The sequence below is a fragment of the Pseudomonas oryzagri genome, from assembly GCF_020831405.1.
Taxonomy (GTDB): domain Bacteria; phylum Pseudomonadota; class Gammaproteobacteria; order Pseudomonadales; family Pseudomonadaceae; genus Geopseudomonas; species Geopseudomonas oryzagri.
On the sequence record NZ_JAJHPU010000015.1, the window covers coordinates 305,935 to 318,456 of the forward strand.

The 12,522-nt window shown below is 69.0% G+C and carries 13 protein-coding genes; 9 read left to right on the plus strand and 4 right to left on the minus strand.

From position 1 onward, the window contains the following. The first annotated feature begins 9 nt into the window (after window positions 1-9). Window positions 10-957, plus strand: coding sequence for an SdiA-regulated domain-containing protein (locus LMJ29_RS04750; protein ID WP_229604359.1), 948 nt, complete (start codon window positions 10-12; stop codon window positions 955-957). 9 nt (window positions 958-966) lie between these two features. On the opposite strand, the gene LMJ29_RS04755 is transcribed toward LMJ29_RS04750, so the two are convergent. Both LMJ29_RS04755 and rpiA read right to left on the minus strand, forming a co-directional pair. Further along, the gene (locus tag LMJ29_RS04755; protein WP_229604360.1) at window positions 967-1,305 is read right to left on the minus strand and encodes a YegP family protein; all 339 of its coding nucleotides are present in this window, start codon (window positions 1,303-1,305) and stop codon (window positions 967-969) included. Window positions 1,306-1,478: 173 nt separating this feature from the next. Continuing rightward, window positions 1,479-2,150 carry a ribose-5-phosphate isomerase RpiA gene (rpiA, locus tag LMJ29_RS04760; protein ID WP_229604361.1) on the minus strand — a complete coding sequence of 224 codons (672 nt, stop codon included), beginning with the start codon at window positions 2,148-2,150 and terminating at the stop codon, window positions 1,479-1,481. A 136-nt stretch (window positions 2,151-2,286) separates the two neighbouring features. On the opposite strand from rpiA, the gene ilvA reads away from it, so the two are divergent. From ilvA to LMJ29_RS04775, 3 genes are all read left to right on the plus strand, one after another. After that, a complete protein-coding gene (gene ilvA / locus LMJ29_RS04765; protein ID WP_229604362.1) occupies window positions 2,287-3,801 on the plus strand; it encodes a threonine ammonia-lyase, biosynthetic in 1,515 nt (504 codons plus the stop codon). A 74-nt stretch (window positions 3,802-3,875) separates the two neighbouring features. After that, window positions 3,876-5,141, plus strand: coding sequence for an SDR family oxidoreductase (locus tag LMJ29_RS04770; protein WP_229604363.1), 1,266 nt, complete (start codon window positions 3,876-3,878; stop codon window positions 5,139-5,141). After that, window positions 5,138-5,605 carry a DUF2269 family protein gene (locus LMJ29_RS04775; RefSeq protein WP_229604364.1) on the plus strand — a complete coding sequence of 156 codons (468 nt, stop codon included), beginning with the start codon at window positions 5,138-5,140 and terminating at the stop codon, window positions 5,603-5,605. Before LMJ29_RS04770 ends, LMJ29_RS04775 begins: the two co-directional genes overlap by 4 nt. 162 nt (window positions 5,606-5,767) lie before the next feature. On the opposite strand, the gene LMJ29_RS04780 is transcribed toward LMJ29_RS04775, so the two are convergent. Beyond that, window positions 5,768-6,424: a histidinol-phosphatase gene (locus LMJ29_RS04780; protein WP_229604365.1), complete on the minus strand. Its 657-nt coding sequence runs from the start codon at window positions 6,422-6,424 to the stop codon at window positions 5,768-5,770. 141 nt (window positions 6,425-6,565) lie between these two features. On the opposite strand from LMJ29_RS04780, the gene LMJ29_RS04785 reads away from it, so the two are divergent. The 5 genes from LMJ29_RS04785 to LMJ29_RS04805 all read left to right on the plus strand — a co-directional run bounded on the left by LMJ29_RS04785 (window position 6,566) and on the right by LMJ29_RS04805 (window position 12,229). After that, window positions 6,566-7,045 (plus strand): RNA pyrophosphohydrolase, encoded by a 480-nt coding sequence (locus LMJ29_RS04785; RefSeq protein WP_229604366.1) that lies wholly within the window; start codon window positions 6,566-6,568, stop codon window positions 7,043-7,045. A 44-nt stretch (window positions 7,046-7,089) separates the two neighbouring features. Continuing rightward, window positions 7,090-9,369: a phosphoenolpyruvate--protein phosphotransferase gene (gene ptsP / locus LMJ29_RS04790; RefSeq protein ID WP_229604382.1), complete on the plus strand. Its 2,280-nt coding sequence runs from the start codon at window positions 7,090-7,092 to the stop codon at window positions 9,367-9,369. A gap of 196 nt (window positions 9,370-9,565) precedes the next feature. Next, the gene (locus tag LMJ29_RS04795) at window positions 9,566-10,348 is read left to right on the plus strand and encodes a sulfite exporter TauE/SafE family protein (protein ID WP_229604367.1); all 783 of its coding nucleotides are present in this window, start codon (window positions 9,566-9,568) and stop codon (window positions 10,346-10,348) included. A 9-nt stretch (window positions 10,349-10,357) separates the two neighbouring features. Further along, window positions 10,358-11,158: a prolipoprotein diacylglyceryl transferase gene (lgt, locus tag LMJ29_RS04800; protein WP_229604368.1), complete on the plus strand. Its 801-nt coding sequence runs from the start codon at window positions 10,358-10,360 to the stop codon at window positions 11,156-11,158. 276 nt (window positions 11,159-11,434) lie between these two features. Beyond that, entirely contained in the window at window positions 11,435-12,229 is a 795-nt protein-coding gene (locus tag LMJ29_RS04805) for a thymidylate synthase (protein WP_229604369.1), read from the plus strand. A 66-nt stretch (window positions 12,230-12,295) separates the two neighbouring features. Here the strand turns inward: LMJ29_RS04805 and LMJ29_RS04810 are convergent. Beyond that, the coding region (locus tag LMJ29_RS04810; protein ID WP_229604370.1) for a TRAP transporter large permease subunit at window positions 12,296-12,522 on the minus strand (227 nt) is incomplete at its 5' end.

The following is a 12,522-nucleotide window of genomic DNA, read 5'->3' on the forward strand; positions in this document are numbered from 1 at the left end:
GCCCTGCCCATGCCGCTGTCCCCGTCCACGCCGCACCGAACGCGCGGGACTCATCCGCTTCCCTGGCTGCTCGCCGGCCTGCTGGCGCTCGGCCTGCTGGCCTTCGCCCAGCATCTGCGCCTGTTCGAGCGCGGCTGGTTCTTCGTCCGCGAATGGCAGCATGCCGGCGAGTGGCGGGCGCACGCCCTCTGGCTGCCGGACTATCGGGTGAGCATCGAGGCGCGCCCGATCGCGGGGGTGGCCGACGATCTTTCCGGGCTGACCTTCGATCCGCAGCGGCGCAGCCTGTTCGCCGTCACCAACGCCAATCCCGAGCTGCTCGAGCTGTCGCTGGACGGCCGCATCCTGCGGCGCATCGCCCTGCACGGCTTCCGCGATCCGGAGGCCATCGAGTACATCGCCCCCGGCCTGTATGTGGTCAGCGACGAGCGTGATCAGCGCCTGATCGCCGTGCGTCTCGACGACACCACCACCCGCGTGGATGCCGGCGACGGCGAGCAACTGGCGCTGGGCATGGGCCGTAACGGCAACAAGGGTTTCGAGGGACTGGCTTACGACGCCGCCGGACGGCGCCTGTTCGTCGCCAAGGAGCGCGATCCCATGAGCATCTACGAGATTCGCGGCTTCCCCCAGGCCGACGACGGGCAGCCACTGGTGATGCAGGTGCTCGACGATCCGGCGCGCGACGCCCGGCTGTTCGTCCGCGACCTGTCCAGCCTGCACTTCGACGCGGCCAGCGGCCATCTGCTGGCGCTGTCCGACGAATCGAGGCTGGTGCTGGAGCTGGACGGTGCCGGCCGGCCGGTCAGCAGCCTGTCGCTGGTGGCCGGCCGCCACGGCCTGGAGAGAACGATTCCGCAGGCCGAGGGGATCGCCATGGACGACAGCGGCAACCTCTACCTGGTCAGCGAGCCGAACCTGTTCTACGTGTTCGGCAAGCGGCCGAAAGACGAGTGAGCCGCCGACTCACTCCTGGCTTTCGTCGACCAGCACGGCGTCGGGCGCGTGGCGCTTCACCGATTCCATGCCCAGCTTGCAGCCGTCGACCGTGGTGTACATCTGGCTCTGGCCGATCGTCTGGCCGTTGCCGGCCTTGAGCACGAAATAGGGACGGCCATCCTTGCCGAGCAGCGGTTCGAAGGCGTCCTCGCGGACGGCGTTCTTGCGCACCGACTCGATGCCGTTGAGCGCCGACTCCCTGGCCTTGTACAGCTCGCTGGTCAGGATCGGCTGGCCGTTGCTGGCCTCCAGGTTGAAGTGGAACTGGCCGTTGGCGGCCTTCTTGAGGTGGAACTTGCCGGACATGGGGCACCTCCTTGTCGCGGGTCATCGGTTATCGATAACCCTAGTCGCTGGGACCACCGGATGCTCAACCGGTTGCCGCGCAGGCTGGAGAAATGCGGTGGAACGTGCGCCAGGCAACAAAAAACGCCGGGCGGCGCGAGGCCGACCGGCGTTGCGGTGTCGCGCGGACCGCCTCAGTGCTCGAGGCGGCGCACGCCCTCGGCGGTGCCGAGCAGCACCAGGTCGGCCGGGCGGGCGGCGAACAGGCCGTTGGTGACCACGCCGACGATGTTGTTGATCTGCTCCTCCAGCCCTACGACATCGCCAATCACCAGGTTGTGCACATCAAGAATGATGTTGCCGTTGTCGGTGACGAAGCCCTCGCGGTACTCCGGGTCGCCGCCGAGCTTGACCAGCTCGCGGGCCACATGGCTGCGCGCCATCGGCAGCACTTCCACCGGCAGCGGGAAGGCGCCCAGGCGCTCGACCAGCTTGCTCTGGTCGGCGATGCAGACGAAGGTCTTGGCCACCGCCGCGACGATCTTCTCGCGGGTCAGCGCGCCGCCGCCGCCCTTGATCAGCCGCAGCTGCGCATCGCACTCGTCGGCGCCGTCGACGTAGAACTCCAGCTCGGCGACGCTGTTGAGATCATACACCGGGATGCCGTGGCTCCTCAGGCGCTCGGCGGTAGCCTCGGAACTGGCCACCGCGCCATCGAAGTCGTGGCGGATCTTGGCCAGCGCATCGATGAAGCAGTTGGCGGTGGAACCGGTCCCTACCCCGACGATGCTTTTGGCGTCGAGACGCGGGCGGATGAAATCGACGGCGGCCTGGGCCACCGCCTGCTTGAGCTGATCCTGGTTCATGACGGATTCCGCGAGGAGGAAAAATCGACCTCTATTATAGCGCCATGCCGGCGCCACGCGGCCGGGCCGTTGGCCGACCATCGGTCACAGGAGTAGACTCGGTCCATTCTGCCCCTTTCGCCTGCGATCCCTCCCGATGCTCGAACAGTACGTCAAGAAGATCCTCACCTCGCCCGTCTACGACGTGGCGGTGGAAACCCCCCTGCACCCGGCGCGCAGCCTTTCCGAACGGCTCGGCAACCAGATCCTGCTCAAGCGCGAGGACCTGCAGCCGGTGTTCTCCTTCAAGATCCGCGGCGCCTACAACAAGGTCGCCCAGCTCAGCGAGGAGGAGAAGGCGCGCGGGGTGATCGCCGCCTCCGCCGGCAACCACGCCCAGGGTCTGGCGCTGAGCGCCAAGCAGCTCGGCATCAAGGCGGTGATCGTGATGCCCAAGACCACCCCGGACATCAAGGTGCAGGCGGTGCGCGCCCGCGGCGCCCGCGTGGTGCTGCACGGCGAGGCGTTTCCCGAGGCGCTGGCGCACTGCCTGAAGCTGGTCGAGGAGAAGGGCTACACCTTCGTGCATCCCTACGACGATCCGGAGGTGATCGCCGGGCAAGGCACCATCGCCATGGAGATCCTCCGCCAGCAGCCGGGGCGCCTGGACGCCATCTTCGTGCCGGTCGGCGGCGGCGGCCTGATCGCCGGCATCGCCGCCTACGTCAAGTACCTGCGCCCGGACATCAAGGTGATCGGCGTCGAGCCCGAGGAGTCCGACTGCCTGCGCGCCGCCATGGCCGCCGGCGAGCGCGTGGTGCTCGGCCAGGTCGGCCTGTTCGCCGACGGCGTGGCGGTGGCGCAGATCGGCGCCGAGACCTTCCGCATCTGCCGCGAGCACGTCGACGAGGTGATCACCGTGACCACCGACGAGATCTGCGCGGCGATGAAGGACATCTACGACGACACGCGCTCGATCACCGAGCCGGCCGGCGCCCTGGGCGTGGCCGGGATCAAGCGCTACGTGCAGCGCACCGGCGTCAGCGGGCAGACCCTCGTGGCCATCGACTCGGGCGCCAACGTCAACTTCGACCGCCTGCGCTACGTCGCCGAGCGCGCCGAGCTGGGCGAGCAGCGCGAGGCGATCATCGCCGTGACCATCCCGGAGAAGCCGGGCAGCTTCAAGGCCTTCTGCCAGGCGCTGGGCAAGCGCTCGATCACCGAGTTCAACTATCGCTACAACCGCCCGGACGAAGCGCACATCTTCGTCGGCGTGCAGACCCACCCGGAAACCGACCCGCGCGAGCAACTGGTCGCCGGCCTGCGCGAGCAGGGCTTCCCGGTCCTCGACCTGACCGAGAGCGAGCTGGCCAAGCTGCACATCCGCCACATGGTCGGCGGCCACGCGCCGGGGGCGGACAACGAGCGGGTGTTCCGCTTCGAGTTCCCCGAGCGCCCCGGCGCGCTGTTCAACTTCCTCAACAAGCTGGGCGGGCGCTGGAACATCTCGATGTTCCACTACCGCAACCACGGCGCCGCCGACGGCCGCGTGCTGGTCGGCATGCAGGTGCCCGAGGCCGACCTGTCGCTGCTCACCGAGGCGCTGAACAGCATCGGCTATCCGTACTGGAGCGCCAGCGATGACCCCGCCTACCGGCTGTTCCTCGGCTGAGCCGGCCGGACCGATCACAGGGAGGTGATCGCCATGCCCCACCCGCTCCACCGTCCGACCGGGAGGCTGTGCTGATGCGCATCCTGCTGGTCGGCGCCAGCGGCTTCATCGGCCGCCACCTGCACGCCGCCCTGCGCGCCGCCGGCCACCAAGTGCTGGCCACCGCGCGCCACCCCGATCCGGCCGCCGACGGCGACTGGCTGGCGCTGGATCTGGCCGAGCTGGCCCGCGATCCGCGCAGCTTCGCCTGGCCGGACGGCATCGAGCTGGCGATCAACGCCGCCGGCCTGCTCTCCACCGACCGCGCCCTCCTGCACGAGGTGCAGCAGCTCGGCGCCTGCGCGCTGTTCGAGCTGGCCGCCGCCCGGGGCGCGCGGGTACTGCAGATCTCCGCGCTGGGCGCCGAGGATGCTCCGGACACCGAATTCCTCGCCAGCAAGGCCGCCGCCGAGCGCCACCTGCTCGATCTGGGCATTCCCGCCGTGGTGCTGCGCCCCTCGCTGGTGCTCGGTCCCGGCGCGACCAGCAGCCGCTGGCTGCAGCGCCTGTCGCCCTGGCCGTGGACGCCGCTGCTCGACAATCGCGCGCGCCTGCAGCCGCTGCACGTCGACGATCTGTGCGGCGCGGTGCTCGCCCTGCTCGCGCACTGGCCGGCGCAGCCGTGCAGCCTGGCGCTGGTCGGCCCCGAGGCGCTGACCATGGGCCAGCTGCTCGATCGCCTGCGCGCCGCCCAGGGCTGGGGCCCGGGGCGCTACTGGACGCTGCCGCGGCCGCTGGCCGCCCTCGGTGCGCGGCTCGGCGAGCTTGGCGGCTGGTGCGCGCTGAACCGCCAGACGCTGCACCTGGCGCGGCGCGACAACCTCGCCGCGGCCGAGCCGCTGGCCGAAGCCTGCGGCTACCGCTGCCTGCCGCTCGCCGCGCGCCTGCAAGACTGGCCGCAGGCGACCCACAGCCTCGGCCTGGTGCTGCAACCGCTGCTGCTCGCCCTGCTGGCGCTGGTCTGGCTGGGCACCGCGCTGGCCTGCCTGGGCCCGGGCTTCGGCTGGGGGCTACGCATTCTCGGCGAAGCCGGCATCGACGGCTGGCCGGCGCGCATCGCGGTGGTCGGCGGCGCGCTGCTCGACGCCGCGCTGGGCATCGGCCTGCTGTGGCGACGCTGGCGGCGCCGCGCCCTGCAGGCGCAGATCGCCGTGATGCTCGGCTACACCGCGCTGATCACCTGGTTGCTGCCGCACTACTGGTTCGACCCCTTCCAGGGCGTCGGCAAGAACCTCGCGCTGCTCGCCGTCAGTCTCTGGCTGCTGTGGCTGCCCGGCGAGCGCGGACGGAGCGAACCGTGACCCTCTACCTGTTGCTCAAGACCCTGCACATCCTCTCTTCCACCCTGCTGTTCGGCACCGGCCTCGGCTCGGCCTGGTACGCCTGGCGCGCCTGGAAGAGCGGCGAGCTGACGGTGATCGCCACCACCTTTCGCCATCTGGTCGTCGCCGACTGGCTGTTCACCACGCCCACCGCCATCATCCAGCCGCTCAGCGGCCTGGCCATGGTCCATCTGGCCGGCTGGTCGCTCGGCCAGCACTGGCTGCTGGCGAGCCTGGCGCTCTACGTCCTGGCCGGGCTGTGCTGGCTGCCGGTGGTCTGGCTGCAGCTGCGCGTGCGCGACCTCGCCGTGCAGGCGCTGCGCGACGGCACGCCGCTGCCGCCGCTGGCCGGCCGCTACATGGCCTGGTGGTTCGCCCTCGGCTGGCCGGCGTTCACCGCCTTCGTGGCGATCTTCTTCCTGATGGTGGTCAAGCCGGCTTGAGCCGAGGCCAGGTCTTGCCGGGTGGGAAACGGCCACCGGCCCTTCCCCCTCCGGCCCGGCAATCGCGAGGATAACCGCTGCGCGAGTTTTCCCCCCTACGACCGCTGCGGCCGGAAACGAAGACGGCGCCCGCAGGCGCCGTCTTCGTTCTGGCTGGCAGGCTCAGCCGCGCAGCGAAATCACCGGCCAGCCGCGCGCCTCGGCGATGGCGCGCAGCTCCGGGCAGGGATCGACCGCTACCGGGTGGTCGACCTGCTCGAGCAGCGGCAGGTCGTTGCGCGAGTCGCTATAGAAGGTGCTGCCGTCCAGGCTCACGCCGCTCTCCAGCAGCCAGCGATCCAGACGGGTCACCTTGCCCTCGCGGAAGCAGGGGATGTCGGTGGTGCGGCCGGTGTACTGGCCGTCCTGCATCTCGCACTCGGTGGCCAGCAGGGTGTCGACGCCCAGGCGCGCAGCGATCGGCGCGGTGACGAAGCGGTTGGTGGCGGTGATGATCACCAGCTTGTCGCCGGCGGCGCGATGCTCGGCGAGCAGCGCCTCGCCCTTGGCCAGGATGATCGGCTCGATGCACTCGGCCATGAACTCGCGATGCCAGGTGTCCAGCTGGTCCTTGTCGTACTGGCCGAGCACCGCCAGGCAGAAGTTCAGGTAGGCATTGATGTCCAGGCGGCCGGCCAGGTAGTCCTCGTAGTACTCGTCGTTGCGTGCCTTGTAGGTGGCCTCGTCGAGGATGCCGCGGCGGCACAGCCAGTCGCCCCAGGCATGGTCGCTGTCGCCGGCCAGCAGGGTATTGTCGAGGTCGAATAGCGCCAGACGCACGGATAGGTTCTCTTCAGGCAGGAATGGGAGGGCCAAGCGTACCCCGTTTTGTCGGGGCTGCCCATGCACGGCCGCATCCGCGTTGCTGCTGTGACGGGCTTTGTGGAACAATCCGGGCATATGTGTTTTGAGGTATCTGCCGTGATCGATTCCGATGGCTTTCGACCCAATGTCGGCATCATCCTGGCCAATGAGATCGGCCAGGTGATGTGGGCGCGACGCATCAACCAGGATGCCTGGCAGTTCCCGCAGGGCGGCATCCACCCGCAGGAGTCGCCGGAAGAGGCACTGTATCGCGAATTGAACGAAGAGGTCGGCCTGGAGCCCGAAGATGTGCGCATCCTCGCCTGCACGCGCGGCTGGTTGCGCTATCGTTTGCCCCAGCGCTTGGTGCGCACCCACAGCCAGCCGCTGTGCATCGGCCAGAAGCAGAAGTGGTTCCTGCTGCACCTGACCGGCGATGAGGGGCGGGTGCGCATGGACCTGACCGGCAAGCCCGAGTTCGACGGCTGGCGCTGGGTCAGCTACTGGTATCCGCTGGACCAGGTGGTGTCCTTCAAGCGCGAGGTGTATCGCCGCGCCCTCAAGGAGCTGGCGCCGCGCCTGCCGATCCGCGACTGAATCATTCCCCGAGGCCGACCTAGAGGAGCGCCCATCCTTTGACCATGCTCCACACGCTGCGCAAGATCATCCAGGAGGTGAACGCCGCCCGGGATCTCGACACCGCCTTGACGATCATCGTCGAGCGCGTGCGCGCAGCCATGGGCACCCAGGTCTGCTCGGTGTACCTGCTCGACCCGCAGAGCAACCGCTTCGTGCTGATGGCCACCGAGGGCCTCAACAAGGACGCCATCGGCCAGGTCAGCATGGCCCCCAGCGAGGGCCTGGTCGGCCTGGTCGGTACCCGCGAGGAGCCGCTCAACCTCGAGGACGCCGCCAGCCATCCGCGCTACCGCTACTTCGCCGAGACCGGCGAGGAGCGCTACGCCTCCTTCCTCGGTGCGCCGATCATCCACCATCGCCGGGTGATGGGCGTGCTGGTGGTGCAGCAGAAGGAGCGCCGTCAGTTCGACGAGGGCGAGGAAGCCTTCCTGGTCACCATGAGCGCCCAGCTCGCCGGGGTGATCGCCCACGCCGAGGCCACCGGCTCGATCCGTGGCCTCGGCAAGCAGGGCAAGGCCACCCCCGACACCCGCTTCCTCGGCGTGCCCGGCTCGCCCGGCGTGGCCCTGGGCAGCGCCGTGGTGGTGCTGCCGCCGGCCGACCTTGAAGTGGTGCCGGACCGCACGATCGACGACATCGACGGCGAGATCGCCTACTTCTACAACGCCCTCGAGGCGGTGCGTAAGGACATGCGCGAGCTGTCCGCGCGCATGGCCACCCAGCTGCGCCAGGAAGAGCGCGCGCTGTTCGACGTCTACCTGATGATGCTCGACGACGCCTCGATCGCCGGCGAGGTGATCAAGGTCATCGAGACCGGCCAGTGGGCGCAGGGCGCCCTGCGCCAGGTGGTCAACGGTCACGTGCAGCGCTTCGAGCTGATGGACGACGCCTACCTCAGCGAGCGCGCCTCGGACGTCAAGGACATCGGCCGGCGCATCCTCGCCTACCTGCAGCAGGCCCGCCAGCAGAAGCTGGTCTATCCGGACAACACCATCCTGGTCAGCGAGGAGCTGTCGCCGGCGATGCTCGGCGAGGTGCCGCCCGGCAAGCTGATCGGCCTGGTCTCGGTGACCGGTTCGAGCAACTCGCACGTCGCCATCCTCGCCCGCGCCATGGGCATCCCCACGGTGATGGGTGCGGTCGACCTGCCCTACACCATGCTCGACGGCATCGAGCTGATCGTCGACGGCTACCGCGGCGACGTGTTCACCAACCCCTCGCCCGGCCTGCGCCGCCAGTTCGCCGAGATCGCCGAGGCGGAGCGCCAGCTCAACCTCGGCCTCGACGCCCTGCGCAGCCTGCCCTGCGAGACCCAGGACGGCCACCGCATGCCGCTGTGGGTCAACACCGGCCTGTTCGCCGACATCGCCCGCGCCCAGGAGCGCGGTGCCGAGGGCGTCGGCCTGTACCGCAGCGAAGTGCCGTTCATGACCAACGAGCGCTTCCCCAGCGAGAAGGAGCAGGTGGCGATCTACCGCGACCAGCTCAAGGCCTTCCATCCGCTGCCGGTGACCATGCGCACCCTGGACATCGGCGGCGACAAGGCGCTGTCCTACTTCCCGATCAAGGAAGACAACCCCTTCCTCGGCTGGCGCGGCATCCGCATCACCCTCGACCACCCGGAGATCTTCCTGGTCCAGGCGCGCGCCATGCTCAAGGCCAGCGAGGGACTGGAGAACCTGCGCATCCTGCTGCCGATGATCAGCGGTCTGCCGGAGCTCGAGGAGGCGCAGCGCCTGCTGCACCGCGCCTGGAGCGAGGTGCGCGAGGAAGGCGTCGACGTGCCGATGCCGCCGGTGGGGGTGATGATCGAGATCCCCGCCGCGGTGTTCCAGACCCGCGAACTGGCCCGCCAGGTCGACTTCCTGTCGGTCGGTTCCAACGACCTGACCCAGTACCTGCTGGCGGTCGACCGCAACAACCCGCGGGTCGCCAACCTCTACGACTACCTGCACCCGTCGATCCTGCAGGCCCTCAAGCGCGTGGTCGACGACGCGCACAGCGTCGGCAAGCCGGTGAGCATCTGCGGCGAGATGGCCGGCGATCCGGCCGCCGCCCTGCTGCTGATGGCGATGGGCTTCGACTCGCTGTCGATGAACGCCACCAACCTGCCCAAGGTGAAGTGGCTGCTGCGCCAGCTGTCGCTCGAGCAGGCGCGCGACCTGCTCGACCTGGTGCTGACCCTCGACCACGCCCCGCTGATCCACAGCACCCTGCAGCTGCACCTGCGCAACCTCGGACTGAGCCGCATGCTGGCTCCGGCCGGCAGCGTGCAGAACTAGCGGCCGGTCCGCCCGCCCCAAGGCCTCGCTCCCACGCCGCACTCCGCGGCGCGGACGCGTGGCAGCGCCCGGTCCCACAGCCTCGGCGATCCACAGCGGAGGCAAACGACCCGGCACCGCCACGCTATTTCACCCGGAGCCTAGAGCCGCGGGCGGCCAATCCGCTACCATGCCGCTTTGCTTGCGGGGAGTGGCAATGGAGTTCGTTATCTACCTGATCCTGGGCGCCGCGGCCGGCGTGCTGGCCGGGCTGTTCGGCGTGGGCGGCGGCATGATCATCGTGCCGGTGCTGGTCTACAGCTTCCAGGCACAGGGTTTCGCCCCGGAAGTGCTCACCCACATGGCGGTCGGCACCTCGCTGGCGACCATCGCCTTCACCTCGATCAACTCGATCCGCGCCCACCACGCGCGCGGCGCGGTGCGCTGGGAGATCGTGCGCTGGCTGGCGGTCGGCATCCTCGGCGGCAGCGTGCTCGGCGGTCTGACCGCATCCTTGCTGCACGGCGAATGGCTGCAGAAGGTGATCGGCGTGTTCGCCATCAGCGTGGCTGCGCAGATGGCCTTCAACCTGCAGCCCAAGGCCAGCGGCAGCGTCCCCGGCAAGGCCGGCCTCGGCGCCGCCGGCACGGTGATCGGCTGGGCTTCGGCGATCATCGGCATCGGCGGCGGCTCGCTGACCGTGCCGTTCCTCACCTGGCGCAGCCTGCCGATGCAGCAGGCGGTGGCCACCTCGGCGGCCTGCGGCCTGCCGATCGCCGTGGCCAGCGCGCTGAGCTTCATGTGGCTGGGCCACAATGAGCCGCAGCTGCCGCAGTGGAGCGTAGGCTTCGTCTACCTGCCGGCGGTGGTGGGCATCGCCGCCACGTCGATGTTCTTCGCCCGCTTCGGCGCCCAGCTGGCGCACAAGCTGTCGCCGCTGATGCTCAAGCGCCTGTTCGCCCTGCTGCTGCTCTGCGTCGGCCTGAATTTCCTGCTCTGAGGACCTGACATGCTGGTTTACCCGCAGATCGACCCGGTGGCCATCGCCCTCGGCCCGCTGAAGATCCACTGGTACGGCCTGATGTACCTGGTCGGCATCGGCGGCGCCTGGTGGCTGGCCTCCCGCCGCCTGGCGCGCTTCGACTCCAGCTGGACCCGCGACACTCTCTCCGACCTGGTGTTCTGGGCAGCCTGCGGCGTGGTGCTCGGCGGGCGCTTCGGCTACGTGGTGTTCTACAACTTCGAGCAGTTCCTCAGGGACCCGCTGTGGCTGCTGCGCATCTGGGAAGGCGGCATGTCGTTCCACGGCGGCTTCCTCGGCGTGATGCTGGCGATGTGGTGGTTCGGCCGCCGCCACGGCAAGAGCCTGTTCGAGCTGCTCGACTTCATCGCCCCGATGGTGCCGATCGGCCTGGGCGCCGGGCGCATCGGCAACTTCATCAACGCCGAGCTGTGGGGCAAGCCCACCGACCTGCCGTGGGCCATGGTCTTCCCGGCGTGGAGCGACCCGGCGCAGCTCGCCCGCCATCCCTCGCAGCTGTACCAGGCCGCCCTCGAAGGGGTGGCGCTGTTCGTCATCCTCTGGCTGTACTCCAGCAAGCCGCGGCCGACCATGGCGGTGTCCGGGCTGTTCGCCGCCTGCTACGGGCTGTTCCGCTTCCTGGTCGAGTTCGTCCGCGTGCCCGACGCCCAGCTCGGCTACCTGGCCGGCGGCTGGCTGACCATGGGCCAGTTGCTCAGCCTGCCGATGATCCTCGGCGGCCTCGGCCTGATGGCATACGCCTACCAGCGCCAGGCACGCGTGGCCTGAGCGGACCGCGCCGCCCCGGCCGGAAAGCAGGGTGGGTAACTCGCGCAGCGATTACCCACCTTTCGGCCGGAATCGGTGGAAAATCGCTGCACGCGTTTTCTACCCTACGGTCTCAGGCCTACCGAGATGCCGGACGTACCCTGCAGGGGGCGAATTCATTCGCCAGCGTGGCCCCGGTCAGGCGAATGAATTCGCCCCTACAGTTGTCCGGGACTCCTTGAAGGTACGGCGTGCGGCTCTTACCATTGGCCGCTTTCGCCTGCCCCGGTGTCCCCGATGAAACAGTACCTCGACCTGATGCGCCGCGTGCGCGAGACCGGCACCTTCAAGGCCGACCGTACCGGCACCGGCACCTACAGCGTGTTCGGCCACCAGATGCGCTTCGACCTGGCCGACGGCTTCCCGCTGGTCACCACCAAGAAGTGCCACCTGAAATCGATCGTCCACGAGCTGCTGTGGTTCCTCAAGGGCGAGACCAACATCCAGTACCTCCAGGACAACGGCGTCAGCATCTGGGACGAGTGGGCCGACGAGAACGGCGAGCTGGGCCCGGTGTACGGCTACCAGTGGCGCTCGTGGCCTTCGCCCACCGGCGAGTCGATCGACCAGATCGCCAACCTGATCGCGATGATCAAAAAGAATCCGGACTCGCGCCGGCTGATCGTCTCGGCGTGGAACCCGGCGCTGGTCGAGCAGATGGCCCTGCCGCCATGCCACGCGCTGTTCCAGTTCTATGTCGCCGACGGCAGGCTGTCCTGCCAGCTGTACCAGCGCTCGGCGGACATCTTCCTCGGCGTGCCGTTCAACATCGCCAGCTACGCCCTGCTGACCCTGATGGTCGCCCAGGTCTGTGACCTGCAACCGGGCGAGTTCATCTGGACCGGCGGCGACTGCCACCTGTACGCCAACCACCTGGAGCAGACCGACCTGCAGCTGTCGCGCGAGCCCTTCCCGCTGCCGCAGATGAAGCTCAATCCCGACGTGAAGGACCTGTTCGCCTTCCGCTTCGAGGACTTCGAGCTGACCGGCTACCAGGCCCACCCGCACATCAAGGCGCCGGTCGCGGTCTGACGCCGCCCGCCAACGACAAGGCCCCGCCCGGCATTGCCGGGCGGGGCCTTGTGCATTTCAGGCGGCTCAGGCGAGGGCGCCGAGCAACCACAGACTGAGGGACGGGAAGGCCACCAGCAGGACGATGCGCAGCAGGTCCGAGCACAGGAACGGGATGATGCCGCGGGCGGTCTCGCCGTAGGGCACATCGCCTGCGGTGCGCTGCACGATGAACAGGTTCATCCCCAAAGGCGGGTGGATCAGGCCGATCTCCACCACCATCAGGGCGAGGATGCCGAACCAGATCGACTTCT

Excerpts from the sequence above, each read along its gene's own strand:
- LMJ29_RS04750 (WP_229604359.1), top strand. The coding sequence starts at position 10 with ATGCCGCTGTCCCCGTCCACGCCGCACCGAACGCGCGGGACTCATCCG.
- LMJ29_RS04755 (WP_229604360.1), bottom strand. The coding sequence starts at position 1,305 with ATGTCCGGCAAGTTCCACCTCAAGAAGGCCGCCAACGGCCAGTTCCAC.
- rpiA (WP_229604361.1), bottom strand. The coding sequence starts at position 2,150 with ATGAACCAGGATCAGCTCAAGCAGGCGGTGGCCCAGGCCGCCGTCGAT.
- ilvA (WP_229604362.1), top strand. The coding sequence starts at position 2,287 with ATGCTCGAACAGTACGTCAAGAAGATCCTCACCTCGCCCGTCTACGAC.
- LMJ29_RS04770 (WP_229604363.1), top strand. The coding sequence starts at position 3,876 with ATGCGCATCCTGCTGGTCGGCGCCAGCGGCTTCATCGGCCGCCACCTG.
- ptsP (WP_229604382.1), top strand. The coding sequence starts at position 7,090 with ATGCTCCACACGCTGCGCAAGATCATCCAGGAGGTGAACGCCGCCCGG.
- LMJ29_RS04795 (WP_229604367.1), top strand. The coding sequence starts at position 9,566 with ATGGAGTTCGTTATCTACCTGATCCTGGGCGCCGCGGCCGGCGTGCTG.
- lgt (WP_229604368.1), top strand. The coding sequence starts at position 10,358 with ATGCTGGTTTACCCGCAGATCGACCCGGTGGCCATCGCCCTCGGCCCG.
- LMJ29_RS04805 (WP_229604369.1), top strand. The coding sequence starts at position 11,435 with ATGAAACAGTACCTCGACCTGATGCGCCGCGTGCGCGAGACCGGCACC.